This is a genomic window from Streptomyces sp. NPDC087859, from assembly GCF_044742595.1.
Taxonomy (GTDB): Bacteria; Actinomycetota; Actinomycetes; order Streptomycetales; family Streptomycetaceae; genus Streptomyces; species Streptomyces canus_F.
Genome location: NZ_JBIUUU010000001.1, coordinates 791,480 through 818,333, shown reverse-complemented (window position 1 = coordinate 818,333; position 26,854 = coordinate 791,480). Strand labels below are relative to the sequence as shown.

Below are 26,854 nucleotides of genomic sequence, written 5' to 3'. Positions count from 1 at the left end.
GTGCGCCCCGGCCGGCCCCCCGGTGCCCCGGCCACGGCCCCACTGTAACTGGCGGGGGGGGGGGGGGCCCCCCGGCCCCCGGGGGGGGGGGGGGGGGGGGGGGGTGGGGCGCGGGCGCCCCCCCCCCCCACCGCCCGGAGCGCCACTGCCCGCACGACCGGCTCAGCGCCCCCCGCTCACCCGCCGCCCCCGCCACTCCACCACCGTGTCCGCGAACGCCCGCGCCGGCGGACTCAGCGCATCCCACCGCCGTACGGCCCACCCCACCGGCAGCGGACGCAGGTCCGGCAACGGGATCAGCCTCAGCTCACCCGAACCGGTCTCCGCCAGCCCCGGCAGCACCGGCACGACCGCCCGGCCCACCCCCAGCTCGGCCAGCAGCAGGGCCGTGTCCCAGTCGGCGACGCTCGTGTCGTAGGCGAGCCGCACCCCCAACTCCGCGCAGGCCGCGTCCAGATGGGCGGCGGAGGCGGAGTTCGGCGGCAGCCCCGTCAGTCGTACGTCCGTGAGGTCGGCCGCCGCCTCCAACCGCTCGTGCCCCGCCAGCGGATCGTCGGAACGCACCGCCAGCACCCACGGCAGCTCGGCCACCATGCGCTGCTCGATGCCCCGCACCGGCGGTCCGAGCGTGATCCACGCCAGGTCCAGCGTGCCGTCCGCCAGCGCGTCGAGGCTGCCGCGCCCCGAACTCACCGTACGGAACTCCAGGTTCACGCGCGGATAGCGGCGGCGGTACTCCACGACCGCGTCCCCCATGAAGTGCCGTACGGTCGTCGCCCCCGTGGCCACCCGCACGAATCCGCTCTCGCCGTCGGCCAGGTCGCGCAACTGCCGTACGGCGAGGTCCAGTCCGGAGATACCCTCCGCGGCCGCCCCCTCCAGCAGACGGCCCGCCGGTGTCGGCGAGACGCCCCGCGGCTGCCGCTCCAGCAGCGCGACCCCCGTCTCCCGTTCCAGCCGCTTCACATGCTGACTCACCGCGGACTGCGTACACCCGAGCTCCCGGGCGACCGCGCTCAGGCTCCCGGCCCGGCACACCGCCACGAACACCCGCAGGTCGTCGAGGGTCATGAAACCCAAGCTAACACTTGGGTCCAGCGACAAATCCCAAGGATTGACTGGCCTCAACAGGTGTACGACGATCAACCCAGGGCCCAACGGGCGGCAACCCGCTCCACCCCGGGACGGAGCGGGTGCCGACCCACCCGGTTGAAGGGACGTCCCATGGCCTACGACCCGATGGCTGAAGCCGAGTCGCTGCTAAGGGAGTTGGGCGCCGAGGGCATCCCCCACCCCGGCGGCACGCTCCTCACCCACCTCCACCGCGTCCGCACCCGCCTCGCCACCTGGAACGCCCGCCCCGTCCTCCAACTCGCGGGCCTGTGCCATGCCTTCTACGGCACCGACGGCTTCCCGCAGGTACTGCTCCCGCTCGACCGGCGTTCCGATCTCGTGGCGGCGATCGGCGAGGAGGCGGAGGCGATCGTGTACTGCTACGCGAGCTGCGACCGCAAGGCCACGTATCCGACGCTCGCGGCTCCCGGCTCACCGTTCCACGACCGCTTCACCGGGCGCGCACACGCCCCAGGTCCCGCCTGCCGCCAGGACTTCGCCGAGCTCACCGCCGCCAACGAAATCGACCTCGCCGCCGAGGACCCGGCCTTCCGGGACCGTTACGGTCCCGACCTGCTCGCCCTCTTCACCCGCTTCCGCGCGCTCCTGAGCCGACCCGCCCACGAGGACTGTCTCGCCGTACTGCTCGGCCCAACCCCCCTGCAAGGCCCTTGACTTCACATGGTCCCCGCGTCACATTCCCCTTTCTGACACACCCTCAGAAAACCCGATACCGGGCGGGAGTGACCATGACGACCACGAGCGCGGACCCCCCAGGACCGAGACCCACCCGCAGGCAGCTCCTCGGCACCACCGCGGCCGCCGGACTGGCCGTCGCGACCGGGGTGCAGCAGGGCGCCGACGCCGCCGACCTGCCTCTCCTCGGGACGTACGACGTCGTCGTCATCGGCTCCGGTGCCGCCGGCATGACCGCCGCCCTCACCGCCGCCAAGCGGGGTCTGAGCTGTGTCGTCCTGGAGAAGGCGCCCACCTTCGGCGGGTCCGCGGCCCGTTCCGGTGCCGGGATCTGGATCCCCAACAACTCCGTGATCCTCGCCGCCGGCGTACCGGACACCCCCGCGAAGGCCGCCGCCTATCTCGCCGCGGTCGTCGGGCCCGAGATCCCCGCGGCCCGGCAGCAGGCCTTCCTCGCCAACGGTCCCGCCATGATCTCCTTCGTCATGGCCAACAGCCCGCTGCGGTTCCGCTGGATGGAGGGGTACAGCGACTACTACCCGGAGCTGCCGGGCGGTCTGCCCAACGGGCGTTCCATCGAGCCCGACTACCTCGACGGCCGCATCCTGGGCGCCGAGCTCGCCCACCTGAACCCGCCGTACATGGCCGTCCCGGACGGCATGGTCGTCTTCAGCGCCGACTACAAGTGGCTCGCCCTCTCCGCGGTCAGTGCCAAGGGCCTCGCCGTCGCCACGGAGTGTCTGGCCCGCGGCACCAAGGCGCTCACGCTCGGGCAGAAGCCCCTCACCATGGGGCAGTCGCTCGCCGCCGGACTGCGCAAGGGGCTGCTGGACGCGGGCGTGCCGGTCAGGCTGAACACCCCGCTCACCGACCTCCTCGTCGAGAACGGCACCGTGGCCGGGGCGGTGGTCCCCGGCGGTCTCTACCGGGCGCGCCGAGGCGTCATCGTCGGTTCCGGCGGGTTCGAGCACAACCTCGCCATGCGCACCCAGTACCAGCAGCAGCCCATCGGCGTCGACTGGACCGTCGGCGCGAAGGAGAACACGGGGGACGGGATACGGGCGGGGCAGCGCGTCGGCGCGGGCGTCGCGCTGATGGACGACGCCTGGTGGGGGCCCGCCATCCCGCTCCCGGGCCAGCCGTACTTCTGTCTCGCCGAACGCACCCTCCCGGGCACGCTCCTCGTCAACGCCGCCGGCCGTCGCTTCGTCAACGAGGCCGGTCCCTACAGCGATGTCGTCCACACGATGTACGAGCGCAACCCCACCGACCCGGACATCCCGGCCTGGCTGATCACCGACCAGAACTACCGCAACCGGTACCTCTTCAAGGACGTCGCGCCGACCTTCGTCCTCCCCGACGACTGGTACAGCTCGGGCGCCGCCAAGAAGGCCTGGAGTGTCGATGCCCTCGCCACCGCCATCGGCGTCCCGCCGGCGGCGCTGCGCACGACCGTCGACCGCTTCAACTCCCTTGCCCGGCAAGGCACGGACACCGACTTCCACCGCGGCGACAGCGCCTACGACCACTACTACACCGACCCCTCCGTCCTCCCCAACTCCTGCCTCGCCCCCCTCTGGCTGCCTCCCTACTACGCCTTCCGTATCGTCCCCGGCGACCTCGGCACCAAGGGCGGCCTGCGCACGGACGCCCGGGCGCGGGTGCTGAGGGAGGACGGCTCGGTCATCTCCGGCCTGTACGCCGCCGGGAACGCCAGCGCCGCGGTCATGGGCCGCAGCTACGCCGGCGCCGGCTCGACGATCGGCCCGGCGATGACCTTCGGCTACATCGCGGCCAGGGATCTCTGAGCGGGCCGGGTGGAGTCGACTGCGGTTCGGCAACGCCCTGAAGGGGCGCGGGGCTGTATCGATATGCGGCTACCGCCGCGTGGGCGCGACCAGCCACGACGGATCCGCAGACGACCGACGGCATATCGCGGCACCTCCAGCGGAGCGCTCAGGCGGGCCTGCGGGCGATCAGGAACGCCTGCTGCGTGGACTCCCACTCGTGGCCGGGCTCGCGCACCGTCCGCGAGACCATCGCGAACCCGGCCGCCTCCAGCAGCTCCACGATCGCCTCCGGGCGCCGCCGCTGGAAGTCGAGGATCACGTCATGGCCGAACGGCCGGTCGTGCCGCTTCGGTTCGTCGCCGACCTGGAAGGCGACGAGCAGATGGCCGCCCGGGACCAGGACCCGTCTGAACTCGGCGAACAGGGAGGGGAGTTTGTCCACAGGGGTGTGGATGGACGAGTACCAGGACACGACCCCCGCGAGCGACCCGTCGGCCGCGTCCAGCTCCAGCATCGACCCCTGCTCGAACCGCAGCCCCGGGTTCTCCCGCCGGGCGATCGCCAGCATCGACGCCGACAGGTCGAGCCCGAAGACCGACAACCCGAGGGAGTCCAGATACGCGGTCACCCGCCCCGGACCGCACCCTAGGTCGGCCACCGCGGCGCCCTTGCCCACGAGTTCGGCGAAGGCGTCGATCAGCCCCCGCTCGATCGGCGTCACCGTCAACTCGTCACGGAACCGCTCGGCGTAGTCCTCGGCGATGGTGTCGTAGAACGCCCGGGTACTGGTCAGGAAATCGGAGTCGGTCATGCTCCGGGACCCTAGCCACCCCCACTGACAACGGCGGGTCGGCAGAGACCTGTTGCCCGGCGGCCGCCTACTCGCCCTGCCGCCGCGTCAGCCCCACGCCGACACCCGTCCCCACGGCCGTACCCAGCCCGATCCCCAGGGCCAGCCCGAGTCCGAGGTCGTCGAAGACGTCCATCCCCAGCAGCAGGCCGAGAGCCGTGCCGAGCGAGAGCCCGACGGATATGCAGAGCGCCCAGCGGCTGTCGGCCGTGGATCCGCCGCCCTCTTCGTGTTCATGCTTCCGCACTGATCGTCCCCCTGAGATCCGTTACGCCATTCCGAACGTCCGCAACACCGCCGCGGTTCCCGCCGCCCCCAGCACCACCACCACGAACGGCGCCTTCCGCCAGGCCAGCACACCCCCGACCAGCACCCCGATCGGCCGCGCCCACCCGGCGAAGCCGCCGCCCTCGGTCAGCGCCCCCGTGGCGAGCAGGGCGGTCAGGAGCACGACGGCACCGGCGGAGAGCAGCTCCTGCACGCGCGCGGGGAGCTCGACGCGTCCGTGCAGGGCCGGGCCGACCAGCCGGAAGGCGTACGTCCCGACCGCCAGCGCCAGGATCATCGCGACCGTCGCGCTCATGCCGACCGCCTCCGGCCGAAGGCCAGGAGTCCCGCCAGGGCCAGCAGCACGGGGACGCCCGCCGGGGCGACGGGAGCCAGGGCCAGCGCCACGCAGGCGCCGAGCACCGCGGATCGACGTACGGCCGCGTCCCTGCGCAGCACGGGCAGCACCAGGGCGACGAGGACGGCGGGGAAAGCCGCGTCCAGGCCGTACCGGGCCGTGTCGCCGAGGGCGTCGCCGGCGAGGGCTCCGGCCAGGACACCGATGTTCCACACGGCGAACAGGCCGAGCCCCGAGACCCAGAACGCCGTACGGCGTCGTACCGGATCGCTCTGGGCGAGGGCGAAGGCGACCGTCTCGTCGGTGACGAGGTGCGCCCCGACGAGCCGTGCCGTCCGGCTCTTGCCGAGGATGTCGGCCACGGCGAGGCTGAAGGCCGCCGTGCGGGTGTTCAGGAGCAGGCCGGTGGCCGCCGCGGCGAGCGGACCGCCGCCGGCGAGCAGTACGCCGACCGCGCTGAACTGGGCGGAGCCCGCGTAGACGACGAGGGACATCACCACCGGCACCCACACCGGCAGCCCGCCGGCGACGGCGATCGCGCCGAAGGAGACGCCGACGACGCCGCTGGCGAGCCAGACGAGGGAGGCGTCCCGGATCAGATCCGGGGCGAAGGGGAAGCGCGGTGTTCGCTCTGCCGTACGCATGTTCTCTACAGTGGACAGGAGAGGCCGCGTTCGTCAAGGCGAACGTTCGTACCGATGGAGCGAACAGCATGTCCGACAGCCAGCCGCCCGCCCGACTGCCCCTGGAGTGGATCGCCGCCTCGCTGCGGCGGGAACGCGCCCGCGTCGGGCTCTCACTGTCCGAGCTCGCCAAGCGGGCCGGGATCGCGAAGTCGACCTTGTCGCAGCTGGAGGGGGGCGGCGGGAACCCGAGCGTGGAGACGCTGTGGGCGCTGGCGGTGGCGCTGGGGGTGCCGTTCAGCGCCCTGGTGGAGCCACCGGCGCCGTCGGTGCAGGTCATCCGGGCGGGGCAGGGGCCGTCGGTGGCGTCCGAGCAGGCGAACTACGTCGGCGCGCTGCTGTCCTCCAGTCCGCCCGGGGCGCGGCGGGACATCTACCGGATCACCGCGGAGCCCGGCGCGGCCCGTGACTCGGAGCCGCACATCCCCGGCTCGGTCGAACACCTGATCGTGAGCACCGGGCGGGTCAAGGCGGGGCCGAAGGGCGAGGAGGTCGAGCTGGAGCCCGGGGACTACATGGCGTACCGCGGGGATGTGGCGCACTCCTACGAGGCGCTGCTGCCCGGGACGACGTTCGTGCTGGTCATGCAGCACATGTAGGGCCGTGCGGGTGCCGTACGAGCGCTGTACGAGCGCGGTACGGGAAAAGGCAGGAGCCCCGTTGCCTTGCGGCACGGGGCTCCTTGGGTACTGCACTCAGGTCCGGATCAGAGACTCAGGAGTCTCAGACGGGGGTGACGTTCTCCGCCTGCGGGCCCTTCGGGCCCTGGGTCACGTCGAAGGAGACCTGCTGGTTCTCCTCCAGCGAACGGAAACCGCTCGCGTTGATGGCGGAGTAGTGGACGAAGACGTCCGGGCCGCCGCCCTCCTGGGCGATAAAGCCAAAGCCCTTTTCGGCGTTGAACCACTTCACGGTTCCGGTAGCCATAAGCCCTCCTTGGGCCCAAAGGGTTGCCCTGCTCCAGAACCTGCAAGTGTGAAACGGTGCCGCACAACTGCATACGTCTGAAAACGACTAGAGCCCGCGGTCACATGCTCCGCAGGCTCTGTACTGCAAGGGAAACCAAACTGCAACTTGCGGCGAGCCTAGCATGTGGGCAGCCGAAAGCAACAGAGGCCAAGATCACGTCACCCGGACGTTTGATCTCGCTCGTGTCGGGTTGACGGTGGGGGTGCCCATCGTACGGCAGTCAACAGGGTCTAGCCTCACGATGTGGACAATTCACGCACCCGGCCGCGCGTCGGCCACATCCAGTTCCTGAACTGCCTGCCCCTGTACTGGGGGCTCGCGAGAACGGGCACACTCCTCGATTTCGAGCTGACGAAGGACACCCCGGAGAAGCTCAGCGAGAAGCTGGTGCGGGGAGATCTCGACATCGGTCCCATCACCCTCGTCGAGTTCCTGCGCAACGCCGACGACCTCGTCGCGTTCCCCGACATCGCCGTCGGCTGCGACGGCCCGGTGATGTCCTGTGTGATCGTCTCGAAGGTCCCGCTGGACGAGCTGGACGGCGCGAGGGTGGCCCTCGGGTCGACCTCCCGTACGTCGGTCCGCCTCGCCCAGCTCCTCCTGTCCGACCGCTACGGCGTACGCCCCGACTACTACGCCTGCCCGCCCGACCTCAGCCTGATGATGCAGGAGGCCGAGGCGGCGGTCCTGATCGGCGACGCGGCACTGCGGGCGAACCTGCTCGACGGCCCGAAGTACGGCCTCGAGGTGCATGACCTCGGCGCGCTCTGGAAGGAGTGGACCGGCCTGCCGTTCGTCTTCGCGGTCTGGGCGGCGCGCAAGGACTATCTGGAACGCGAACCGGTGATCACCCGCAAGGTCCACGAGGCCTTCCTCGCCTCCCGGAACCTTTCGCTCGACGAGGTCGGCAAGGTCGCCGAACAGGCGGCACGCTGGGAGGAGTTCGACGAGCAGGTCCTGGAGCGGTACTTCACCACCCTCGACTTCCGCTTCGGGGGACCGCAGCTGGAGGCGGTCGCGGAGTTCGCGCGGCGGGTGGGGCCGACGACGGGTTTCCCCGCGGACGTGAAGGTGGAACTGCTCCAGCCCTAACCTGCATCTGAACCTTATGGGGGAGGCAGCATGCAGCCGCTCGCAGTCGACGAACCGACCAGCGTCGGGCCCTACCGCCTGCTCGGCCGGCTCGGCTCCGGCGGTATGGGCCGGGTCTACCTGGGGCGCAGTGCCGGCGGCCGTACGGTCGCCGTCAAGATCGTGCATCCGCACTTCGCCCTCGACGAGGAGTTCCGCGCCCGTTTCCGGCGCGAGGTCGAGGCGGCCCGGCGGGTCGGCGGCGCCTGGACGGCACCGGTTCTGGACGCGGACCCGGACGCGGCGGTGCCGTGGGTGGCCACGGCCTACGCGGCGGGACCGTCCCTGTCGGCCGCGGTGGCGGACGGGGGCCCGCTGCCCGAGCACTCGGTACGGGTGCTCGGGGCGGGGCTGGCCGAGGCGCTGGCGGCGGTGCACGAACTGGGTCTCGTGCACCGGGATGTGAAGCCGTCGAACGTGCTGCTGACCCTGGACGGCCCGCTACTGATCGACTTCGGGATCGCACGGGCCGTGGACGGCACGGCGTCCCTGACGTCGACGGGTGTCTCCATCGGCTCGCCCGGCTACATGTCGCCCGAGCAGATCCTCGGGAAGAAGATCACGGGGGCGGCCGACGTCTTCTCGCTGGGCGCGGTGCTGGCGTACGCGGCGACCGGCGAACCGCCGTTCCCCGGGGACTCCTCGGCGTCCCTGCTCTACAAGGTCGTACACGAGGAGCCCGAACTCGGCGCGCTGCGCGGAGAGCTGCGGGAACTGGCGGCGGAGTGCCTCGCCAAGACGCCGGGAACCCGGCCGACCCCGGGCGAGCTGGCCCGACGGCTGGCCCCGGAGGGCGCGGCACGGCTGGTGGCCGGCGGGTGGCTGCCGGGGGCACTGGTGGAGCAGGTGAGCCGGGGCGCGGTGCGGTTGCTGAACCTGGAGGCGTCCGGGGAGGCCCCCTCCGGCCCCGTGGGATTCAGCAGCGCGTCGGTGGGGGAGGCGGCGGGAGCCGTGGCTCCGACGGCCGGGGCCGCCGCCGGTGCGCCGACGGCCGGGGAGTTCGGGCCGCCGCCGGTCATGCCGGGGGCCGTGTCCGGGCCCGCCGCCGTGGTCGCGCCGTCCTTGTCCACGCCGGCGCCACCCGACTTCGCCCCCGGGGGCCATCAGTCCGGCGCCGTGCCCGAGCCGCGCGGGCCCGGACCCCATGACGCCGTTCCGCCGTCCGACGCCCGCCCGGGCAGGCTCACCGTCTCCGTGGCGGCCACCTCGGCGCCCGGGGTGGAAGGCCGCGGCCGGCGGATGAGCTGCACGGTCGCGCTCGCCGTGGCGGGGGCGCTGGCGGCGGTGACGGTGGGGTCGGTGCTGGTGTTCGACCTGATGCCGGGCGGGCACAACGACGACGCGGGCAGCGCGGGTTCGGACTCCTCCTACGCCACGCCCGGCACCTCGACCTCGGCGCTGCCCTCGGCCGAGGACTCCGGCACGGCCGAGCCGCCGGAGCAGGTGGTCCCGGACGCCTACCTCGGCACGTGGGAAGGGCAGGGCAGCGGCTCCGGCATTCCCATGGGCACCTTCCGGCTGACCGTCGAAGAGGCCGCCGTGGGCGAGGAGTTGGGCAAGCTCAGGCAGACGGACATCTTCGGCGGTGTCTGCAACGACGTACTCACCCTGAAGGAAGTGACGAAGACCGGTCTCGTGGCGACCTCCGTGGGCGCGAAGGGCAACCACGGCGGCTGCAACCCGGCGGCTCACACGGTGCGGCTGGAGTCGGTGGGGGGCGATCTGAAGTACGTCTCGGAGAGCGCGGCGGAGGGGAACCCCGAGGCGCGGATGTCGAAGGTCGGCTGACGGCGGGCTGAGATGTCCGAGAGCGAGGGCTGTCCGGAAAGCCGAAAGGGCCGCGGGACGGTGATGCGTCCCGCGGCCCCTTCGCGTCCCCGGTTCGCTACGTCGGCGTCGTGACGGTCATGTGCTCCCCGGTACCCAGGTGCAGCATGCCCTTGCCCGGTGTGATCTGGCCGCCGACCATGCTCCGGTTCGTGCGAATGCCGATCAGCTCGCCCGCGGAACTGTCCTGCGGGGACAGCAGGATGCCGCGCCGGGCCTTCTTCATGTCGACCTGCCAGCCGGAGAAGCCGTCACAGATCTCCTCCTCGTCACCGGCGATGACGACGGCGAGGCCCTCCTCGACGCCGCGCTCCACGATGCGCTTGAAGATGTCCTCGGCGTCGCAGTCGTCGTGCACCTCCGCGTCGTCGACCAGGGTGACGATCGGCTGCTCCGGGCTGGCCGAGCCGATGAGCTCCTCCATCTCGTCCTCGTCGATGTCCCGGCCCGTGAAGACCTTCAGAACACCTTCCTGCCCCTCCAGTTCCCGCAGCGGGGACGGGCGCGGGGCCGCGAGGATCAGCCGTACGCCCTGGGCGAGATAGGACCGCGCGATGTTCAGCAGCACCGTGCTGCGTCCGGACTTCGCGGGCCCGCCGATCACGAACGCCGGGACGCCCTGGGAGAGATCGGGGCCGAAGGCGGTGAGCTCGTCGCCGCCGACACCCACCAGGGACCAGAGCGGCGAGGCACCGGCCGCCGGGTCGCGCATCGCCCAGGCATCGGCGAAGGAGATCCGGCTGGGCAGCACGTCCACCCGGAACGGGCGGCGCGAGCGCGGCAGTTCGGCGTCCCGCGCGGCCGCGGCCTCGCCGATCGCGACGAGCGCCGCGGCCTGGCCCTGACCGGTGGTGTCCTCGGCCAGCAGCGCGAACTGGGTCTCCGTGGCCGTCTCGCTGGCGTACCCGCGGCCGGGCGGGATCTCCTCGGGGATCTTGCGGGCGTTGATGTCCAGCATCGAGAAGTCGCCGCGGTCCGCCAGACGCAGACCGTACTTGTCCTCGGTCAGGGAGGAGATCCGCCCCGTCAGCAGCTGGCGGTCGCCGGTGATCACCAGATGCAGGCCGACGCTCGCGCCCTCCCGCATCAGCGCCATCACCTGGTCGGTGAGATCACCGTGGTTGTACTCGCCGAGCGTGGGCAGCCAGCCCTCCCAGCGGTCGAGCAGCACCACGATGTGCGGCAGCCGCTCGTCCTCGGCGGCGAAGGAACGCTGCTCGCCGATGTCGGCGTAACCCTTCTCCGCCAACAGCTCCTGGCGGCGGTTGAGTTCACCGGTCAGCCGGCTGAAGAGCCGGATGACGCGCTCCTGCTGGTTACGGCTGACCACCGCACCGCAGTGCGGCAGGCTGGTCAGCGCGTTCAGGGCGCCGTTGCCGCAGTCGATGCCGTACAGATGGACATCGGCGCTGGACAACGTACGGGCCAGGGAACCGGCGATCGTCCGCAGCACCTGCGAGCGGCCGCTGCGCGGGGCGCCGGCGACGAGCAGGTGCCCGAACGTGGAGAAGTCGACCACGACCGGGCGGCGGGCCTGGTCGGACGGCAGGTCCTCGATGCCGTACGGCGCCGCCGGCAGCGACCCCCGGCCCTGCACCGCGGGAATCTCGTCCAGCAGCAGCGTCTCGTCCAGGGCGGGCAGCCACGGGGAGTGCTGAGCCGGGATGCCCAGCGCCTGGTTGGCCTCCCGTACGGCGTCCACCAGCACCTTGAGGTCGGTGATCTCGTCGTCCTCGCGGGCCTCGGACTTGGGCTTGCTGAGCCCGGCCCGGCCCAGGTCCTGCCAGGCCAGCTGACCGGCCCACGGCGCGAGCGCGGTGGGATCGGCGGCACCCGGGCGGCGGCCGCCGACGCGGCCCGACTGGAAGGGGACGAGAGAGGCGTGGCCGAGACGGACGTACGCGCGACCGGGGGTGCTCTTGGCGATGTGACCGGCGTCGGGCGCGTCGATGACGTCGGTCGACTCACCGGCGTCGGTCACGCGCAGCGCGATCCGCAGGTTGGTGTTGGCGCGGATCTCGGGCGACACGACACCGCTGGGCCGCTGGGTGGCCAGCAGGAGGTGGATGCCGAGGGAGCGGCCTCGCTGGGCGATGTTGACCAGGCCGGTGACGAAGTCGGGCAGGTCACGGACCATGGACGCGAACTCGTCGATGACGATGAGCAGTCGGGGCACATGCGCGTGGGACGGGTCCCGGCGCACCAGGTCCTGGTAGTCCTCGATGTCCTTGGCGTCGGCAGCGGCGAGGATGTGCTCGCGCCGCTTCAGCTCCGCGCCCAGCGACTCCAGGGCGCGCTCGACGAGGTGGGCGTCGAGGTCGGTGACCATGCCGACGGTGTGCGGGAGCTTGACGCAGTCCTTGAAGGCGGATCCGCCCTTGTAGTCCACGAGGACGAACGTCATGTTCTCGGGGGTGTTGGCGACGGCGAGCGCGGCCACGATCGTCTGGAGCAGCTCCGACTTACCCGAACCGGTCGTACCGGCGATGAGTCCGTGCGGGCCGTCGCGCCGCAGGTCGATGCCGAAGGGACCGTCGTACGACTCGCCGATGACCGCCATGGTGGACTGCCCGCCCATGCGCCAGCGCGCGGCGATGTCGTCGCGCGTCGGCGGTTCCAGCTGGAGCACGTCGAGGAGCCGGCTGGAGGACGGGAGCGCGGAGTCCTCGGTCTCGCCGCTGATGTCCCGCAGCGGCGACAGCGACCGGGACAGCCGTGCGCACCAGGCGGCGGAGACGAAGTCGGGCCGGACGTCGGTCCTGCGGCGGGAGCCGGTCTGCTCGACCCGCAGCCGCAGTTCGAGGGCCTGCTCGGTGTCCTGCCGGTCCTGCCCGGCGCCCTGGTGCCAGGCCTGGAAGGAGGGGAAGCCGCCGGCCGAGGCCTGCGGCACGCCCATCGCCGAAGCGGCGGCGGTCTCCTCGAGGCGCCGCGGTTCGGCGACGACGTACGCCTGGCACTCGCCGGGCAGGAACCGCTCCTCCTCGTCCAGACAGATCGCGTAGACGGCCACGGCCGGGCCCTCCCGCAGCAGCCGTACGACACCCGGCATCGACCGCAGCCGCCGCGACCCGTCCCATACGACGACGATGTCCGGGTCGGAGAACGCGGGACCGCCGCCGCTGTTGTTGTTCTCCTTGAGGGCCTTCTGCCGGGCGTCGAGCAGCTGGGTCAGCTCGCCGACGCGCGCGCCGACGGTCTCGGCGTCCGTCCCGATCAGGACGTTGACGTCCTGGCCACTCGACGGACGGGCGTGCGGCAGCCAGCGCACCCAGTCCCAGCGCGGGTGTGCCTCGTTCTCGGTGAGCACATAGAACTGCACGTCCATCGGGCTGTGCAGCACGGCGGTCTGGGCGACGACCCACCGCCCGAGCGCCTGGGCGGAGTCACCGGGACCGGCGATACCGACGACCCCGAGATCCCGCAGCGGCAGGGCGACGGGCGAGTCCTGGATCTTCCAGGTGACCTGACGCTTGTGCTCGTCCTGTTCGGGGTCGTCGAGGACGACCTCGGAGCGGACCCGGCCGGTGCCCACGCGCAGGAGCAGGTGGTCGGCGTCGGTACGCCGCCGCTCCCACAGCCGGGTACGGGGCCCGGTGCCGAAGGCGAGGACGGCGGCCGGGTCGGGGATGGCCCTGCGCCGGTCCAGCCGCTCCAGACGCAGCGCGTCCTCGGCGTCCTTCTCGATCCGCTCCTTGGTCTCCTTGTACTCCTTGACCTGCTTCGCATGGGACTTGCGCCCGTGCTTCTTGTCCATGAAGTAGTTGCCGAAGAGCATCAGGGGGCTCATCAACGCCATGATCATGTAGTACCAGCGGCCGAAGATCATGACCGAGACCACGGCGCCGACCAGCGGGAACAGCGCCATCAGCCAGGGCAGCGGCCGTGCCTCGTAGTCCCTGGGAGGAGAGGGCAGCCGGAACTGTGTCTTGCGCTCCGCCGGGCGCAGCCGCGGAGGCCGGTTGTAGTCGAGCCCGGCGCCGTCCTCCGACCACTTCAGCGCCGCGTTCGGCGGGCTGTAGCCGTCGATCTCCAAAAGGGTGTTGCCGAGGGCGAGTTGGGAACCGAGGGGCCAGGAGCCGCCGTCGAAGTCCTCGCCGTCGAGACGGGGACGGTCGCTGTCGTCGTCGTCCTTCTTCTTGGAGGCGTCCTTCTTGTCGACGCCGTGCAGGGTGACATCGCACGCGCCGTCGATGGCGATGGACAAGGTGGCCGCGCGCGCGGCGAGTTCGGGATCCTCGATACGCAGGGGCGCGGCCGGACCGCTGCCGATGTCGTACCGTCCCACGCCGAGCCGGTGCACGGCGCCCGCGGCGGGGCCGCCGGCCACCCGGAACTCGACGATCCCGGTCGGCTCACCGAGCAGACAGCCGGCCGGATCGTGCAGGCTGACGACGGCGCCCTCGCGCAGCGCGGAACCGACGATGTTCGCGTCGGGGTCCAGGGGATAGCCGTCGACGTAGGCCAGCGGTGCGCCCCCGGGGTTCGCCTGCCCGCCGACGTGTCCGCCGATGGGGATGATCTGCGCGCCGCCGTCGAGACCGACGTGCCGCGCCAGCTCCCGGGTGATGTCGCCGACCGACGACTCCGGATCGGCGTCGAGCACCACGTCGGCGCCGGCCCCGCCGATCGGGTCGACGACGGTCAGACTCAGGCGCACGTTCGTCCTCCTCGCTGGGCTGAGGCCGCCCCCGCAACGCTGAACACAAGGTGAGTGAACACAGTGGGAGTGACCTTAACCGGCGCTCCTTTCCCCTGCGCAACGGGCTGCACACGGGCTTCACAGGACTGGGACGCTCCCGGGATGTGCAGTGGTTCACGCTTCCGTTGCCGGACGTCCCTGTCATCCCAACAGCCCCACCCGTAAGATCTTTGCTCATGCGGACGGCCGGTGATGTCCGGCCCGATCGCATCAGTCGAGCCACGGGGATGGCCCTGCGGCGACCGCAACGGGAGGGAGAGCCGTCATGGCCAAGGACACAGACCTTACTTATTCCGAGATGGAGAAGAAGGCCAACGACCTCATCAAGGCGATGGGCGACATGGAAGACATGTTGAAGTCCATCGAGAAGGGTGTCGAGGAGCTCGTCGCCAACGGCTTCACCACCACGAAGGCCTCGGGCGCCTACGACGAGTCCATCAAGGACTTCACCAAGGGCGCGGCGAAGACCGTCAAGGGTCTGGAGGGTCTGTCCAAGTTCCTCACCAACGCGAAGAAGGCGTACGAGGACCTGGACGACCAGCTGGCGAAGAGCGCCAAGGGCTGAACCCGCCTAGGGCGGCACAGCTCGGTGCGACGGGACATGAACGTCCTGTCGCACCGGGCTGTCTGTCGCCGGGCTGTTTTCAACGGGGTGCCGGCTCGGGCCGGCGGATCGACATGATGGGGGCGCCGTGGCGGGCGAGAGCGATCAGCGGCTCGACCTTGAAGTGATCAAGGAAATGGGCAAAGGGCTCGGCAATATCAAGAAGGCGTTCGACGGCCTGGAGGATCTGGGCGGCAAGTACGAGGACGACTTCGGGAACGGCGATCTCGCCGACAAGTTCGGGGACTTCGCCGACAACTGGAAGCTCAGCCGAAAGAGGCTGACGGAGGAGATCGACGTGCTGGCCCAGATAGCCAAGGCCGCGGGGCAGGCGTACGAGGACATCGACCATCAGTTGGCCCAGGCACTTCGTGATGCCCAGGATCCGAAGAAGGGGAACTGACCGATGGCTGGACGCCCACGCGACTGGCACCCGGTCGCGGACAGTGACCCCATACCCGGAGACGCCGACCGCATGGCGTCCCTGGGCAAGACGCTGCGCAAGACGGCCGACGAGGTCGAACGGCAGATCCGCAACCTGAAGGCCGTCGCCGAGGTCGAGGCCTGGGACAGCAAGGCCGGCAAGGAATTCCGCGAAAAGGCCTCGGGCAACGTCAAGAAACTCGAGGCGGTTTTCAAGAGGTACGACACCGCCGCCACGGCGATCGGCAGCCGGGTCGACGAAGTGGGCGGTGGATACCAGGACAAGGTGACCGCCGGCGCGAAGAACTACGCCTCCGACCTCAACCGCGCCCAGGAGATCGCCGACGCCGCCCTCAAGGACGCGAAGGAAGCCGACGAACGCAAGAGCGCGTCGCAGAAGAGCATCGACGGTCTGTCCGGCAAGGACCGCAAGAAAGAGGACGTCGACAAGGACCGCAAGGACCTGGAGGCGAAGCGGAACGCGGCCGGTGACGAGATCGAGGCCGCACGGGAGAAGATCAACGAGGCCAAGAGGATCCGTGACGCCGCCGCCAAGCGCGCACGTGAGTCCCTGGACGCGGTCATCAACCATGACTCCCTGAAGGACGGGTTCTGGGAGACCCTGACCGACAGCATCGCGGAGATCACCTCCTGGGTCGCCACGGTATGCGGAATCCTCTCGCTGATCGTCGGCTGGATCCCGGTGATCGGACAGGCCCTGGCCGGTGTGCTGGGCGCCATCGCCATGATCGCGACCCTCATCAACTTCATCGCCACACTCGTCCAGGTCGCCCAGGGCAACGCCGACTGGATGGATGTCGGAATGGCGGCCCTCGGATTCCTGATGATGGGTGTCGGAAAGGGCTTCTCCAAGATCGCGGGCAAGTTCGCGAAGGGGACTCTGGGAAGGCTCGGCAAGGCCGGAGTCGCGCGCACCGCACGTCAGGTCAGCCGGGCCAACAAGAATCTGCGGCGGGCCGCCGGAAAGGACTTGAAGCTCGGAAAGGGCGACATCCTGAAGTCGCTCAAGGAGCCCTTCACGGAGCCTTTCTCGAAGGCCGCGTGGGCGAAGAACCTGAAGACGCTGAAGCCCGGCGGTGGAAACTGGGCCGCGGCCAAGAACGAATTGGGTCTGCGTGGTGGGGGAAGCGCGCTCAAGGGACTCCCCAAGTCATTCTCCATGGCCGATCCCGGTGTCGCGTCCGACCTGAAATCGATCAAAATGGGAACCGCGGCCCTGGGCAGCCAATTCGATGCCAACGCCATCAATCAGATCTCCAAGTCGGCCAGCCGTCTGTCCATCGTCGGGGCCGGTATTACCCTGGGCGGGCTGAGCCTGGACGGAAACCTCCAGAAGATGGTCGGTATCGGTGGCTGATCCCGTGCTCGACGGAGCGTCCATACCCGCACGAAAGGACCGAGCATGACCGCACCGGAGGATCCGGCCCCGCTGGACGAGACTTTCGAGTGCACCTTTGAGTTCCAGCCGGGCTGGATCGATCTGACGCTGCGCGAAGGCACCAAGGCCGAGGCCAAGGCGCTGGCAACGGAGGTCGTGAACCGGCTCAACCCGCTCGGTCTGGAGATCGAGAAGAGCGCGGTCTTCGACGACATGGTCGAGCGGGCCGTCGACCTCAACGACGACGTGCCCACCCTCGCGGCGGCGTACTACTCCGAGGCGGGGGAGGCCCTGGCCAACCTCATGGTCGACTCCTACGGCGACGAGGGCGTGCCGCGTCCCGGCGCGGACGAGGTCATCCCGCTGCTTCTGGAGTGGGGAAACGCACAGGTCACAGGCACCCCCGAGATCACCCATCTCGAACTGGCCGCCGGACCCGCCGTACGGATCCAGGCCATGCTCCAGGCCAAGCGCATGCTCGGCTTCGGCCGGAAGCTGACCGAATTCATCAAGTACGCCGTCTTCCCGCCCGACATGCAGAGCCTCATCGTCGTCACGGTGACCTGGGAGAAGATCGCCGTCACCGAGCAGATCGCCGAGCTGGCCGACGAGGCGGTCCGGACGATGCGGATCACCCCGCTGCCGACGGGTCCCACCGAGGGGGGTACGGCATGAGGACGGCCGACCAGTTCTCCTCGGCACCCACGGACTACAACGTCGTCGTCCCGGACGGCTGGTTCCAGCTCTCGCTCGACCCGGAGGAGCGCGACCGGGGCATCATCGCCCTCGCCGAGCTGACGTTCCGCGGTCAGGACAACGCCCCGCTGCTGAAGAAGCAGTTCATGCAGGACCTCCAGCGCAAGGCGAAGGACGCCTACCAGGTCGGCGGCACGGAGCTCTACCTCTCCACGATGGCCGTCGGTCCCGTTCCCCTGGCGTCCTCGCTGCTCATCAGCGTTCCTGGCCCCGACGAGTGGCCGGAGACCTCGGACGCCGAGGCACTGGCCGAGCACCTGGCCGACCGGAGCCGCGGGAACAACGGCGAGATCGGCGTGGTGGACCTGGCCGTCGCCGGCAAGGCGGTACGCCAACGCCGCCGCGAAGTGGCCGACCCCGCACGCCAGTTGGGCAACACCCTGCCGACCACCACCCTCACGTACTACGTGCCCATCCCGACCACCACACGCTGGCTGCTGCTGAACTTCTCCACGCCCATCGATCAGCTCGCCGACCAGATGGTGGAACTGTTCGACACGGTCGCGGGCACGCTGCACTGGAAGTGACCGGGGATGAGTGAGCCGGAGGCGGAGTTCCGTGTCCGGGACGGGTTCATGTTCGCCGGAGTGGCGCTGGCCCTGATCGCCCTCGGATTCGTGTTCGTCGTGACCATGGGCGCTTGGAAGTGGTTCGTACGGACCTCGGCTCCGACAGTGCTCAACTGGCCTGGTGGAGCACGAGGGTTCGGCGTGGCTTGCGGTCTGCTCGTGGTACTCGGCTCACTCGGTGCCCGGCAGCTCTTGGAGCGCCCTCGCAGCGAGTCGCTGCCGGCGCGTGCGGGACGCATGGCCGGCCTCACGGTGTGCGTCGGCGCGGCATTCGGTGCGGTGCTGTACATCATCGCTTCCCTGCCCGGCAGGAACTGCCCTTCGTACCGTGACGGTTGCGAGTACATCCCGGGGACGGGCAGCGCGCTCGTCACCTGCCTGGGCACTGCGGCGCTGGTGGGCTACGCGCTGTATCGGGTCCGCAGCGTGCGCGCCGAGCGACGCCGGGCCGGTGAGCGGGAGCGGCTGCGGAGGCTGCGCAAGAAGGGGAAGGGGAAGAGCCGGGCGGCTCGGCGGGGATAGCGGGACCGCGCGAGGAGACGACCTACGACGTTCGCTGTCGGCGGTTGTACAAGACCAGGGCGCAGGCGATTGCTGCCAGCGCGGCGACGGTGCCGAGCAGACCGACTGACCAGAGCCAGGGAAAGTTCCGGAACACCCAACTGGGCGGTGTGTCGCGTCCCCTGCCCCACTTCCCGGTGTCCTGGGCGTTGAAGACGAGGGCCACGTAGGGCACGAGCGCAGCCAGGCTGACGATGGCCGCCCCGGTACTGAGCACGGTGCTCCCCGGATGCACCCGCCAGGACCTCCACCGCATCCGGCCCAGACAGAACAGCGACAGGCCGAGCACGCACGGCCCGACCACACCGACGCAGGCCGCGAAGCCGTACGCGCCGCCAGGCCAGGACCTGGCCGCCCACTGCCATGTGCCGTCGCCCCAGAGCCGGTCAAGGACGGCCAACAGGACGATGATCGCCACGAAGCCGAGGAACAGCAGACAGCCGAAAGCCCATTCGCCCTTCGTCTCATCCCTGCCGGCGGAGCCCGGTTTGCCGGATCGCCGTTCGTAGCGCAGCGCGGGTGCGGATGCTCTGCGGCGTCGGGGCTTGGTGGACCCTGCCATGTCTGTGTCTCCGTGTGGCTTAGAGCAGTGGGGTCGCGGGAGGCCGGCTCAGGGGGCCGTCCCGGGAAGCCGGAGCGTTCGCGCGAAGTCGTCCAGGGCCTCCATTGCGGCGGCGATCACTTCCGGATCGTCGTGGTGGCCGCGGAGCAGGACGTCGGGGAGGCCGGGCGGGGTGTGCCAGTGGTACGTCACCGAGGTCATCATGATGGTGCTGTCCGCAGGGTAGGAGCGGGTGACGCGGACCCCGTTCGCGCCAAGGTGCGGAGAGGTGAACGGCACGCTGCCGGTTCGCTGTTGCCACTCGGGGATCTCGGGGTGCGGCACCGTGAGCCCCGTGACTCCCTCGCAGGAGGCCGCGTCACGCGCCTCGCAGTGGAGGCGGGTGGCGTGCATCACCAGCGGCATGTAGGTCAGTGGGACGGGGTGGTAGACGAACGCCTCGTCGGCCTGGAGCTTGTCCCGGAGCGTGGCGATCGTCTGCTCGTAGAAATTCTTGTGGAAACGCCGCAGTTTGCGGGTGAGTTCGACGTCGTGGACGGCGGCCAGGCCGGTCAGATGCAGGTCCAGCCATTCCTTGAAGGTCTTCTTGTCGATCTGGAGGTGAAGATAGCCCCAGAGGTCTGGGTCGGCATCCGTGTCGATGTGGAGCGGGGCGCCGAGGTCGGTGCTCCACAGGGTGCCTTCGGACATGGGTGGTCTCTTTCTTCGGGGGCACGGCGGAAGGGAGCCTTCAGGCGTAGCTCCAGCGGAAGGTGCCCATCACGGCATCGAACAACTCCACGAGGGTGTCGTAGAAGGCGGGATCCGAGCCAGGGGCGATCAGGGCGCTGAAGGAGAAGGCGAGGTACTGGTCGGGGGCGCTGTCCGGGACGGGAACGAAGTACTCGACCCGGCGGTGAGCGACGTCGACGCCCTGCGCCGCGTTGGCGGGTACGTCTCGCTCCGAGCGCAGGGCCGCGGTGTCGTCGAGTTCTCGCGTCTCGGCACCGGGGATCTCGGAGGCGAGCGCGGCCAGGACCGCTTCCGGGCCGTTGTTGGGCCTGACCCGGGGGATCTCGATCGGCTCCGAAGCCACGAACGAAACCGGCAGCGCGATGCCGTGGAGGCGTTCGGTGGGGAGATAGAGGGTCATACCCCCTTTGGCGCTGGCCCGGCGGACGACCTTCTCCATCTCCTGGGTGAGCTTCAGCCGGGCCTTCGGAATGTCGTCCTTGGGAAAGCCGACCGGCAATTGTGCGACGGCCTTTCGGACGATGCGGTCCATCGCTTCCTTCGTGCCCCTGCGCAGGGGAATCACGTCCCAGCCGGGCGGCGGCACCAGGTTGAAACCGTTCGGGGGCCGGCGGTGCTCAGCGGTGGCCATTGCGCCCCCGCTTCACTTCCAGGGCGTAGGCAACGCCCACGAAAAGCGCCCACGCCGGAGCAGCGATCATGCCCGGCCAGAAGCCGAAGAACAGCGAAGGCAGGAAGAAGCCGCCCCCCATGGCCAGATCCCGGGTGAGGTAGGGCGGACGGCCCGCGTGCCGCGGGTACTTCACGAACACCCAGACGTAGTGCAGGAGACAGCCGACAATCCCGGCCTCATAGACGTAGAGCACGTCATTCATCAGGGACTTCGGCACCAGGATCATGATTCCCAATACCGGCAGGAACAGCGGCATCCCGATGATCAGTGTCAGCCGGAGCCGCCGGTTTGGGCCGGTGCCGAGCCCGGTGCGGGCGGCTTCGGCCTCGGCAATGCGATGCGCCGAGTTCAGGTCCATGGTCATTCCTCACCAGTGGGTGTCGGGGGCGGGCTTCAGGGTGTTGTCCTTCCAGTCCGAGTACGCCGCGTTGTACGGCTTCTCGCCGGTACCGGCGTTCTCGTGGGTCCAGCTTGTCAGGTCGCTCTTTCCGAGCGTCTTGTCCATGACGTCCATCCCCATGCCGGTCCAGGCGATACCGAGGCTCGCCTGGTAGGACCTGTACGCCTTGTCCGCCGCAGCACCCGCGGCCGCCGGGAAGGTGGCCTTGTTCGCCTGCAGCATCTTCGCCATGCCGGCCATCTCCTTGTCGCCGAGGTGCACCAGCGTCGACAACGGGCTGACCCTCAGCGGCCCCTTGGCCACCAGGCCGACATTCTGGGAGATGGACTTGCGCATCGCGTTCCGGGCCGCTCCGAGAGCCTGCCGCCCAGCCCCTTGCGGCAGTTTGGTCATCAGCCGCCCCGTGTCGTCCAGGATGCCCTTGACGCCCCCGAGCCCTCGGCTCAGGCCAGCGGTCCGGGCTGCCTGAGCGGCACCCACGGTGGCCTTGGCGCCACTCGCGAGCTTCGCGGCAGCCCCGAGGCCCCCCACGACGAGCAGCCCACCCACGACGTCGAAGATGACATCCGTCCAGGTGGCGTCGCCGGATGCCACCAATAGGAGTCTGAGTCCGATGGTGAGCGCCGCGATGCCAAGGACGAGCAGGTTCAAGCCGGGAATGGCGAGCGCCAGGAAGCCAGCGACCGTCGCGACCCAGCCGAGAACATCCATGAAGGCCTTGATGCCGTCCGCGTGGTCATGGACCCAGCCCTTTACGTCGTCCCACCACGAGTCCTCGATGATGTCTTCGATTTCCGCGCGGATCTTGCCTTCATGGTGGTCGGCCCGGCTGTCGCGATCACCGGTGATCGTGTTCAGCTGATTCCGGTACGTCACATACGGATCGTGGTCGGTTCCGCTGACGGAGGGCTTGGGGGTGCTCTTGTCGCCGGAGTCGGACTCCTTGGCCTCCTTGGCTTTTTCGGCCTCGAGCTCGTCCTGTCGGTCCTTGGCGCGGCGTAGGACTTTGTCGGCCTCGGTCTGGAAGTCCTCCAACTCGTTGGACCAGGTGGTGAGATGACTATGGACGCGCTCGTAACGGCTGGCCACCTCCCGCATGTGTTTCTCCAGTGTGGAGGATTCCTCCCGAAGGCCCTTGGCGTATTTACCCTTGAGTTTGTCCTCGTGGCTGATCGTCTGGAGGTTCTTGGCTTGGTCTCTCAGTTTCTGGGCGACCGACACCATGTGGGTGACCTCGGCGCGGATCTCCTCCGGGTCTCCGGGTACCGGGTCGGACTCACGTAGCGGCTGCCAGTCCAGCGGGCGGCGCTTGGATGTAGGCGTCACTTCTTCTGCTTCTTCTCGCGCTTGGCCAGCTGGTTGTCGAGATCCTCGAATGCCTTCTTGGTGCCGGCCACCATTTGACCGACGGTGTCGATGCTTTCGAGGAGCTTGGTGCGGTAGTCGTCCCAGTTGTCGACAAAATCTTCCATGACGTCGGCAATTTTTCCGGAACCCCAGTGCTCGCGCATATCGTCGCGACGGTTCTCAATGTCCTTGAACGTCTTCTTGAGCTGGCCGAGCTTTTTCTCGGACTCGGCGAGAAACTCGTAGTCGACCGTAAGGTCTGAGTCGGACATTCAGGCCCCTCCCCCCGGCGTGTGGCGGTTCTGTGATCAGCGGTTGACGGCCTGGATCTCCTGGACGGTGACGGCCTGTTCGTTGCCGAACGTGCCGTTGGGGAGGTCGCCGCCGGCGCCGCCCGTGCCGGTCCAGGCGATTTCCCAGGTGATGGTCGCGCGGAGCTTGTAGGTGCCGTCGCCCGAGGAGCGGAGGTACTTGAGGCCGCAGGGCGGGGTCTGGTCGGCCTTGCCCTTGGCGTAGGGCTCGCCGATGGAGCCGTCGGCGTTGATGGTGCACTCACCGGAGGCCGGGTAGGTCTGGGCGTCCTTGGTACCCGGCTCCAGCTTCAGAGACACAGGCTTCGCGGTGGTCGTTGCCTGGATGTTGAAGCCGGGGACGTTGATGGCCGCCGTCGCCTGGACCTCGTCGAAGACGGCCTTGTCGAGCCAGGCCCAGGTCGGCAGGTTCACCTTGGTGACGGCCTCGGGTGCGAGCGTGACCTCGGTGTCGGGCAACTCCATGTGCTGGTACGCGAGCGCCGCGAGGATCTCCGGGGTGATCGCCTCCTCGTACTGGGGCGGCGGGGCTTCGCCGTTGTCGACCCAGAACGGGATGTCGTTGCACGAGCTCCGCTTGAGGATGTCCGGCTCGTTGGGGTTCTCGACCGCGGCCCAGAACATCCCCTCGCCGTCCTTGTCGACGTTGTAGTCCTTGTAACCGGGGGTGTCGGTCCAGCCGTACTCGTCCTCGTAGTGGTTCTGCAGTTCGTTCAGCGCCGCGCCCGCGTGACCGCCCATACCGGGGGTGTTCATCTGGCTCTCGATGTCCTTGGACATCTTTGCCTTGAAGTCCTTGGCGCCGAGGTAGGGGGCGTACCAGCAGGGCGGGGGCGTCCAGTTGACGTCCGAGGACGTTACGTTGCCCGCGCCGCCGCCCTTGGCGACGGAGCCGGAGTACTGGATCTTCGCGGCGGCGTAGATGGTTTTGCCGTTGCCGCCGCCTGACTGCTCCGTGGACGCGCCCTCGTCCTTGCCTGCCGGCCCTGCCGCGTAGGCAGGTTCCGTGAGGACGAGGATGCCGAGAGCCAGGAACACGGCCGTGGCGCCGAGCCGTATGCGTCGCGATCCGCTCACTGGCACTTCGCCGCCTTGGTCTGGACGTACACCTTCGATGCCTGCCACAAGCTGTCGGCCGTGGGCGCCTTGGTCATGATGATCTTGAAGTAGTCGAAGTCGGCGAGGCTGGGCTCGGTCTTCAGGACTTTCCCCGTCTTGATCTCTTTGCCATAGAACTTGCTCGAGTCCACGCAGAACGCCACCTCCACGGCCTGGCTGTTCGTGGTGGACCGGGTGTTGACGTCGTAGTGGCGCTCCGTGCCGGTCGCCGTCCAGCCGCCCTTGATCCAGGTGTTGATCTGGGTCTCCGCGTAGTGAAGCCCGTCACCTGTGGCGTACATGACGACGGCTGCGTCCTTGGTCGTGCGTTTGTCGATGCCCCGGTAGATGGCGCGGAGGAAGTTCGCGGCATCCTCCATCGCCGCCGCCTCGTTCTTGTCTTTCGGCTTGTCCCAGTCAAAGACCATGGTCAGATCCATGTCCTTGGGCAGCGACACATCCACCCCGTCCGGCTTGTCCTCCGCCGGTGCTCCCGAGGCTGACGCCGAGGCCTTCGGTGACTCCGATCCCTGGCCCGCGCCGGCGATCTTGTCGTTGTCGCTGGCTTCGTCGTCCCCGCTACCGCAGGCGGTCAACAGCAGTGCCGCCGTCGCCGCCAGCGCGGCAGCAACGGGCAAAGAGCGGCGCTTCACAGTGAACTCCCCGTGAGAAATAAGTTCAGTCAAGAGGTCTGACGGTATCGGTGGGGTTCCGGGTTTCGCCAGAGCGAACTTGCCTGTGAACGGGGGCAATTCCGGTCGTATGGGGGCGCTTGTGGATGTGACCTGTGTCCTGATCGTGCCCGAACGGGCGACGCCCTCGGACGCGTTGGGGGAGGGGCGTCCGAGGGCGTCGGGGTGTCGATGTGTTTCGCTTTGCTATCGCCGGGTTCTGCATCTCGGGCACGCGCACGGTGGATGCGCCGACGTGCATGGCAATGACTCCGGCCTTCCGCCGGCCAGGAACTCGAGTACGTCCGTCGGCGGCGGGTAGTGCACCGCGCAGTCCGGGCAGGCGTACACATTGAAGCCAGGGCCCGTCGGCGCGTGGACCTCGTGGACCAGGACCGGTTCCTCCGTGGTGCGTTCGCAGTGGGCGCACATGCGGAGCGCCGGGCGGGTCATCGGGTGGCCGCCGGGAGTCGTACGCCGTGGATATGGGTCGGGCCTACGTCGATGCCGAGGGTGGCCAGGTAGGCGGCGCGGCGGCGTGCGCGTTGGAGGCGGGGAGTTGGCGGGGCGGGGAGGTAGCGGAGGGGTGGCAGGGTGCCGAGGCGGTGGCGGCCCCTCGGGCGGGGGGTGCAAAGAGTCAGGATCCAGGCGAGGGTCCGGACGGTAAGGTCCAGCATGTTGACGCTCCTTCGAAGCGTTGGCCATGCCCCGGGACGGCTCCACCCGTCGCCGGGGTCTTCGTTTTCCGTCGATCAGCCTACATTGCTGCGCATGTCAGTGCATAGCAGTGCGCAGCAATGCGTCCATCACTGCAGCTCACGGCTGTTTTACGGTGGTGGTTATGGCAGCAGACAGAGGCGATTCACCGATCGACCCGAACAAGATCGCGTACGTCTATATGCAGGTGGCCGACCACATCGCTGCCCGCATCGCGTCCGGAGAGCTGCGACCGGGGGCGCGGCTGCCCGGCGAGCGGGATCTCGGTTCCGAGTACGGCGTCGCCTACCTGACCGCCCGCCGTGCCATCCGCGAACTCCGCGAACGCGGCCTCGTCGTCACCCTTCCCGCCAAGGGCACGTTCGTCGCGTACCCCGCTGAGCCGGACGGCTCCGCAGAAAACGAAGGTGGTCAGTGATGGTCGTGTGTCCGGGGTGCGGCAGCACCGAGGTGGCGACGGTTTCGCAGGCCCGCAGCAGTAAGGGCGCGATGCGCGACGATCTGTTCGGTCGGCTGGCGCCAGGGCCGGACAAGACCGGCGACGGATGGCTGCACTTCCTGGAGGGCATGGCGATGACCGCGATCGGTATCGTCGTCGCGTACACGGGAGTTCAGCAGGACAAGCCCCTGTACATGGGCGGCGGTGCGCTGCTCGCTCTCGTCTGCTTCCTCGGGACCTTCGTGGTCGTTCGCGACGACCGGCGTGAGAAGGCCGCTGCCGAGGCCGGGATTCCGCGCGCGGAGCGGCTGTGGCGGCCCGCTCACTACTGCTACGGCTGCACCTCGGTGTTCTGCCCGGGAGGCACCCCGTGGCAGGGGCTGCTCACCCCGGAGCAGTTCAAGAAGCTGGTGTGGACCGAGGCCGGTTACGCCGACCAGCTCGTGGTGGGGGACAAGGCGAAGGACGTGGAAGTGCCGTCCGGTGTCCTGTCAGGACGGTTCCAGGATCCCCGCGGATAGCGGCGGGTCAGGCGCGCTCTGGCTTCCTCTGGCCACTGGTGGGTGCGTGAGACTTTCGGCCGGACCGCCTTCCCGTGCGACGCTGCCGCCGCCGGCGCGATTGGCCAAGGCTCTGGACGCGTCGCGGACGTTCGATCCGGCCAGTGACTCTGCGGCATTTCGCCAGCCACAGTGCCCGTAGGAGGTGAGCTGCGGTGACTGTCATGAGCGACTTGATCGAGCGGGACGGTATCCCTGAGGGCTGCAAGGCCGAGGTCTTTGACGGAAGCGTGATCATGGCCCCGCAGAGCCCGGAGCAGGACTGGACTGTCTCCGGTGTGAAAGACGCGGTGAAGGCTGCGGGCATCGCCCGGGAGCGCGTCTTCGGGAATGGCTCATCACGTTCCCCGGCGAGAACGGCGCGGCGCCGGGTCTGACGATCGTCGGCTTTGACGCTGAGCGACGGAAGAACAGCTATTCCCGGCTCGATGTCCTGGCCATCATCGAGGTCCCGTCCGAACCTGAGGACGAGAAGGGCTACGTCCGGAACGTCCAGAGGCTCCGAGCGGCACGGCGAAAGAGTCAGGCCTCCCCGCCACTCCGCGTGGGAGACGTACCCGTGTCGATCTTCACGCGCTCACCGGTGGCCAGAGTGAAACTGGCGGGCTGACCGTACGGGATCTCGACGACCCGCGCGAAACCGGTGGCG

At 69.3% G+C, this 26,854-nt stretch carries 30 protein-coding genes; 14 read left to right on the top strand and 16 right to left on the bottom strand.

The features are described 5' to 3' along the window. Nucleotides 1–162 precede the first annotated feature (162 nt). A complete protein-coding gene (locus ACIOHP_RS03875) occupies nt 163–1,071 on the bottom strand; it encodes a LysR family transcriptional regulator (protein WP_401883068.1) in 909 nt (302 codons plus the stop codon). Nucleotides 1,072–1,224: 153 nt separating this feature from the next. Between ACIOHP_RS03875 and ACIOHP_RS03870 the strand changes: the two genes are divergently transcribed. Both ACIOHP_RS03870 and kstD read left to right on the top strand, forming a co-directional pair. Next, complete coding sequence (locus tag ACIOHP_RS03870; protein WP_401883065.1) at nt 1,225–1,788, top strand: DUF6817 domain-containing protein; 564 nt, start codon at nt 1,225–1,227, stop codon at nt 1,786–1,788. A 74-nt stretch (nt 1,789–1,862) separates the two neighbouring features. Then, nucleotides 1,863–3,617, top strand: coding sequence for a 3-oxosteroid 1-dehydrogenase (kstD, locus tag ACIOHP_RS03865; protein WP_401883062.1), 1,755 nt, complete (start codon nt 1,863–1,865; stop codon nt 3,615–3,617). Nucleotides 3,618–3,765: 148 nt separating this feature from the next. On the opposite strand, the gene ACIOHP_RS03860 is transcribed toward kstD, so the two are convergent. The 4 genes from ACIOHP_RS03860 to ACIOHP_RS03845 form a co-directional block, all read right to left on the bottom strand. After that, nucleotides 3,766–4,410, bottom strand: coding sequence for a methyltransferase domain-containing protein (locus tag ACIOHP_RS03860; protein ID WP_361547008.1), 645 nt, complete (start codon nt 4,408–4,410; stop codon nt 3,766–3,768). Nucleotides 4,411–4,477: 67 nt separating this feature from the next. Further along, nucleotides 4,478–4,696, bottom strand: coding sequence for a hypothetical protein (locus ACIOHP_RS03855; protein WP_307027375.1), 219 nt, complete (start codon nt 4,694–4,696; stop codon nt 4,478–4,480). Between the two features lie 21 nt (nt 4,697–4,717). Beyond that, the gene (locus tag ACIOHP_RS03850) at nt 4,718–5,032 is read right to left on the bottom strand and encodes an AzlD domain-containing protein (protein WP_401883059.1); all 315 of its coding nucleotides are present in this window, start codon (nt 5,030–5,032) and stop codon (nt 4,718–4,720) included. After that, the gene (locus ACIOHP_RS03845) at nt 5,029–5,718 is read right to left on the bottom strand and encodes an AzlC family ABC transporter permease (protein ID WP_401883056.1); all 690 of its coding nucleotides are present in this window, start codon (nt 5,716–5,718) and stop codon (nt 5,029–5,031) included. Before ACIOHP_RS03845 ends, ACIOHP_RS03850 begins: the two co-directional genes overlap by 4 nt. 68 nt (nt 5,719–5,786) lie before the next feature. Here ACIOHP_RS03845 and ACIOHP_RS03840 point away from each other — a divergent pair, with 68 nt between their 5' ends. Continuing rightward, the gene (locus ACIOHP_RS03840) at nt 5,787–6,356 is read left to right on the top strand and encodes a helix-turn-helix domain-containing protein (protein WP_307027369.1); all 570 of its coding nucleotides are present in this window, start codon (nt 5,787–5,789) and stop codon (nt 6,354–6,356) included. Between the two features lie 124 nt (nt 6,357–6,480). Here ACIOHP_RS03840 and ACIOHP_RS03835 read toward each other — a convergent pair whose 3' ends face one another. After that, nucleotides 6,481–6,684: a cold-shock protein gene (locus ACIOHP_RS03835; protein ID WP_003992177.1), complete on the bottom strand. Its 204-nt coding sequence runs from the start codon at nt 6,682–6,684 to the stop codon at nt 6,481–6,483. A 285-nt stretch (nt 6,685–6,969) separates the two neighbouring features. Here ACIOHP_RS03835 and ACIOHP_RS03830 point away from each other — a divergent pair, with 285 nt between their 5' ends. Both ACIOHP_RS03830 and ACIOHP_RS03825 read left to right on the top strand, forming a co-directional pair. Next, the gene (locus ACIOHP_RS03830) at nt 6,970–7,818 is read left to right on the top strand and encodes a menaquinone biosynthetic enzyme MqnA/MqnD family protein (RefSeq protein ID WP_401883052.1); all 849 of its coding nucleotides are present in this window, start codon (nt 6,970–6,972) and stop codon (nt 7,816–7,818) included. A gap of 30 nt (nt 7,819–7,848) precedes the next feature. Continuing rightward, nucleotides 7,849–9,645 (top strand): protein kinase, encoded by a 1,797-nt coding sequence (locus ACIOHP_RS03825; protein ID WP_401883049.1) that lies wholly within the window; start codon nt 7,849–7,851, stop codon nt 9,643–9,645. A gap of 97 nt (nt 9,646–9,742) precedes the next feature. Here ACIOHP_RS03825 and ACIOHP_RS03820 read toward each other — a convergent pair whose 3' ends face one another. Next, nucleotides 9,743–14,341 carry an FtsK/SpoIIIE domain-containing protein gene (locus tag ACIOHP_RS03820; RefSeq protein ID WP_401883046.1) on the bottom strand — a complete coding sequence of 1,533 codons (4,599 nt, stop codon included), beginning with the start codon at nt 14,339–14,341 and terminating at the stop codon, nt 9,743–9,745. Nucleotides 14,342–14,648: 307 nt separating this feature from the next. On the opposite strand from ACIOHP_RS03820, the gene ACIOHP_RS03815 reads away from it, so the two are divergent. From ACIOHP_RS03815 to ACIOHP_RS03790, 6 genes are all read left to right on the top strand, one after another. Next, a complete protein-coding gene (locus tag ACIOHP_RS03815) occupies nt 14,649–14,948 on the top strand; it encodes a WXG100 family type VII secretion target (protein ID WP_095046767.1) in 300 nt (99 codons plus the stop codon). A gap of 127 nt (nt 14,949–15,075) precedes the next feature. Beyond that, nucleotides 15,076–15,390: a hypothetical protein gene (locus ACIOHP_RS03810; protein WP_046261397.1), complete on the top strand. Its 315-nt coding sequence runs from the start codon at nt 15,076–15,078 to the stop codon at nt 15,388–15,390. 3 nt (nt 15,391–15,393) lie between these two features. Continuing rightward, nucleotides 15,394–16,788, top strand: coding sequence for a hypothetical protein (locus ACIOHP_RS03805; RefSeq protein WP_401883041.1), 1,395 nt, complete (start codon nt 15,394–15,396; stop codon nt 16,786–16,788). 45 nt (nt 16,789–16,833) lie between these two features. Further along, nucleotides 16,834–17,484 (top strand): hypothetical protein, encoded by a 651-nt coding sequence (locus ACIOHP_RS03800; RefSeq protein WP_401883038.1) that lies wholly within the window; start codon nt 16,834–16,836, stop codon nt 17,482–17,484. Beyond that, a complete protein-coding gene (locus tag ACIOHP_RS03795) occupies nt 17,481–18,092 on the top strand; it encodes a hypothetical protein (protein WP_361546983.1) in 612 nt (203 codons plus the stop codon). Before ACIOHP_RS03800 ends, ACIOHP_RS03795 begins: the two co-directional genes overlap by 4 nt. 6 nt (nt 18,093–18,098) lie before the next feature. Then, on the top strand, nt 18,099–18,656 hold the full coding sequence (locus tag ACIOHP_RS03790; protein WP_401883035.1) for a hypothetical protein: 558 nt from the start codon (nt 18,099–18,101) through the stop codon (nt 18,654–18,656). Between the two features lie 22 nt (nt 18,657–18,678). Here the strand turns inward: ACIOHP_RS03790 and ACIOHP_RS03785 are convergent, their stop codons facing one another. The 9 genes from ACIOHP_RS03785 to ACIOHP_RS03745 all read right to left on the bottom strand — a co-directional run bounded on the left by ACIOHP_RS03785 (nt 18,679) and on the right by ACIOHP_RS03745 (nt 25,166). Next, nucleotides 18,679–19,257 (bottom strand): hypothetical protein, encoded by a 579-nt coding sequence (locus ACIOHP_RS03785; RefSeq protein WP_401883032.1) that lies wholly within the window; start codon nt 19,255–19,257, stop codon nt 18,679–18,681. 48 nt (nt 19,258–19,305) lie between these two features. Continuing rightward, nucleotides 19,306–19,947, bottom strand: coding sequence for a hypothetical protein (locus ACIOHP_RS03780; protein WP_401883030.1), 642 nt, complete (start codon nt 19,945–19,947; stop codon nt 19,306–19,308). Between the two features lie 40 nt (nt 19,948–19,987). Further along, a complete protein-coding gene (locus ACIOHP_RS03775; RefSeq protein ID WP_401883027.1) occupies nt 19,988–20,620 on the bottom strand; it encodes a hypothetical protein in 633 nt (210 codons plus the stop codon). Then, complete coding sequence (locus ACIOHP_RS03770) at nt 20,607–21,020, bottom strand: hypothetical protein (RefSeq protein ID WP_401883024.1); 414 nt, start codon at nt 21,018–21,020, stop codon at nt 20,607–20,609. The genes ACIOHP_RS03775 and ACIOHP_RS03770 overlap by 14 nt, the downstream gene beginning before the upstream one ends. A 9-nt stretch (nt 21,021–21,029) precedes the next feature. After that, nucleotides 21,030–22,286, bottom strand: coding sequence for a hypothetical protein (locus ACIOHP_RS03765; protein ID WP_401883021.1), 1,257 nt, complete (start codon nt 22,284–22,286; stop codon nt 21,030–21,032). A gap of 98 nt (nt 22,287–22,384) precedes the next feature. Next, nucleotides 22,385–22,681, bottom strand: a complete 297-nt coding sequence (locus ACIOHP_RS03760) for a hypothetical protein (protein ID WP_401883019.1) — start codon at nt 22,679–22,681, stop codon at nt 22,385–22,387. A 36-nt stretch (nt 22,682–22,717) separates the two neighbouring features. Continuing rightward, nucleotides 22,718–23,803 (bottom strand): hypothetical protein, encoded by a 1,086-nt coding sequence (locus ACIOHP_RS03755; protein WP_401883016.1) that lies wholly within the window; start codon nt 23,801–23,803, stop codon nt 22,718–22,720. Continuing rightward, nucleotides 23,794–24,471 carry a hypothetical protein gene (locus tag ACIOHP_RS03750; RefSeq protein ID WP_401883014.1) on the bottom strand — a complete coding sequence of 226 codons (678 nt, stop codon included), beginning with the start codon at nt 24,469–24,471 and terminating at the stop codon, nt 23,794–23,796. Before ACIOHP_RS03750 ends, ACIOHP_RS03755 begins: the two co-directional genes overlap by 10 nt. A gap of 467 nt (nt 24,472–24,938) precedes the next feature. Then, entirely contained in the window at nt 24,939–25,166 is a 228-nt protein-coding gene (locus tag ACIOHP_RS03745) for a hypothetical protein (RefSeq protein WP_401883011.1), read from the bottom strand. 164 nt (nt 25,167–25,330) lie between these two features. Between ACIOHP_RS03745 and ACIOHP_RS03740 the strand changes: the two genes are divergently transcribed. From ACIOHP_RS03740 to ACIOHP_RS03730, 3 genes are all read left to right on the top strand, one after another. After that, nucleotides 25,331–25,624, top strand: a complete 294-nt coding sequence (locus tag ACIOHP_RS03740; protein ID WP_401883008.1) for a winged helix-turn-helix domain-containing protein — start codon at nt 25,331–25,333, stop codon at nt 25,622–25,624. After that, nucleotides 25,624–26,166 carry a hypothetical protein gene (locus tag ACIOHP_RS03735; RefSeq protein WP_401883005.1) on the top strand — a complete coding sequence of 181 codons (543 nt, stop codon included), beginning with the start codon at nt 25,624–25,626 and terminating at the stop codon, nt 26,164–26,166. Before ACIOHP_RS03740 ends, ACIOHP_RS03735 begins: the two co-directional genes overlap by 1 nt. A gap of 203 nt (nt 26,167–26,369) precedes the next feature. Continuing rightward, nucleotides 26,370–26,582, top strand: coding sequence for a hypothetical protein (locus ACIOHP_RS03730; RefSeq protein WP_401883002.1), 213 nt, complete (start codon nt 26,370–26,372; stop codon nt 26,580–26,582). Nucleotides 26,583–26,854: the final 272 nt, after the last annotated feature.

Excerpts from the sequence above, each read along its gene's own strand:
- ACIOHP_RS03875 (WP_401883068.1), bottom strand. The coding sequence starts at position 1,071 with ATGACCCTCGACGACCTGCGGGTGTTCGTGGCGGTGTGCCGGGCCGGG.
- ACIOHP_RS03870 (WP_401883065.1), top strand. The coding sequence starts at position 1,225 with ATGGCCTACGACCCGATGGCTGAAGCCGAGTCGCTGCTAAGGGAGTTG.
- kstD (WP_401883062.1), top strand. The coding sequence starts at position 1,863 with ATGACGACCACGAGCGCGGACCCCCCAGGACCGAGACCCACCCGCAGG.
- ACIOHP_RS03860 (WP_361547008.1), bottom strand. The coding sequence starts at position 4,410 with ATGACCGACTCCGATTTCCTGACCAGTACCCGGGCGTTCTACGACACC.
- ACIOHP_RS03850 (WP_401883059.1), bottom strand. The coding sequence starts at position 5,032 with ATGAGCGCGACGGTCGCGATGATCCTGGCGCTGGCGGTCGGGACGTAC.
- ACIOHP_RS03845 (WP_401883056.1), bottom strand. The coding sequence starts at position 5,718 with ATGCGTACGGCAGAGCGAACACCGCGCTTCCCCTTCGCCCCGGATCTG.
- ACIOHP_RS03840 (WP_307027369.1), top strand. The coding sequence starts at position 5,787 with ATGTCCGACAGCCAGCCGCCCGCCCGACTGCCCCTGGAGTGGATCGCC.
- ACIOHP_RS03835 (WP_003992177.1), bottom strand. The coding sequence starts at position 6,684 with ATGGCTACCGGAACCGTGAAGTGGTTCAACGCCGAAAAGGGCTTTGGC.
- ACIOHP_RS03825 (WP_401883049.1), top strand. The coding sequence starts at position 7,849 with ATGCAGCCGCTCGCAGTCGACGAACCGACCAGCGTCGGGCCCTACCGC.
- ACIOHP_RS03815 (WP_095046767.1), top strand. The coding sequence starts at position 14,649 with ATGGCCAAGGACACAGACCTTACTTATTCCGAGATGGAGAAGAAGGCC.
- ACIOHP_RS03805 (WP_401883041.1), top strand. The coding sequence starts at position 15,394 with ATGGCTGGACGCCCACGCGACTGGCACCCGGTCGCGGACAGTGACCCC.
- ACIOHP_RS03800 (WP_401883038.1), top strand. The coding sequence starts at position 16,834 with ATGACCGCACCGGAGGATCCGGCCCCGCTGGACGAGACTTTCGAGTGC.
- ACIOHP_RS03795 (WP_361546983.1), top strand. The coding sequence starts at position 17,481 with ATGAGGACGGCCGACCAGTTCTCCTCGGCACCCACGGACTACAACGTC.
- ACIOHP_RS03790 (WP_401883035.1), top strand. The coding sequence starts at position 18,099 with ATGAGTGAGCCGGAGGCGGAGTTCCGTGTCCGGGACGGGTTCATGTTC.
- ACIOHP_RS03785 (WP_401883032.1), bottom strand. The coding sequence starts at position 19,257 with ATGGCAGGGTCCACCAAGCCCCGACGCCGCAGAGCATCCGCACCCGCG.
- ACIOHP_RS03780 (WP_401883030.1), bottom strand. The coding sequence starts at position 19,947 with ATGTCCGAAGGCACCCTGTGGAGCACCGACCTCGGCGCCCCGCTCCAC.
- ACIOHP_RS03775 (WP_401883027.1), bottom strand. The coding sequence starts at position 20,620 with ATGGCCACCGCTGAGCACCGCCGGCCCCCGAACGGTTTCAACCTGGTG.
- ACIOHP_RS03770 (WP_401883024.1), bottom strand. The coding sequence starts at position 21,020 with ATGGACCTGAACTCGGCGCATCGCATTGCCGAGGCCGAAGCCGCCCGC.
- ACIOHP_RS03765 (WP_401883021.1), bottom strand. The coding sequence starts at position 22,286 with ATGGTGTCGGTCGCCCAGAAACTGAGAGACCAAGCCAAGAACCTCCAG.
- ACIOHP_RS03760 (WP_401883019.1), bottom strand. The coding sequence starts at position 22,681 with ATGTCCGACTCAGACCTTACGGTCGACTACGAGTTTCTCGCCGAGTCC.
- ACIOHP_RS03745 (WP_401883011.1), bottom strand. The coding sequence starts at position 25,166 with ATGCTGGACCTTACCGTCCGGACCCTCGCCTGGATCCTGACTCTTTGC.
- ACIOHP_RS03740 (WP_401883008.1), top strand. The coding sequence starts at position 25,331 with ATGGCAGCAGACAGAGGCGATTCACCGATCGACCCGAACAAGATCGCG.
- ACIOHP_RS03735 (WP_401883005.1), top strand. The coding sequence starts at position 25,624 with ATGGTCGTGTGTCCGGGGTGCGGCAGCACCGAGGTGGCGACGGTTTCG.
- ACIOHP_RS03730 (WP_401883002.1), top strand. The coding sequence starts at position 26,370 with ATGAGCGACTTGATCGAGCGGGACGGTATCCCTGAGGGCTGCAAGGCC.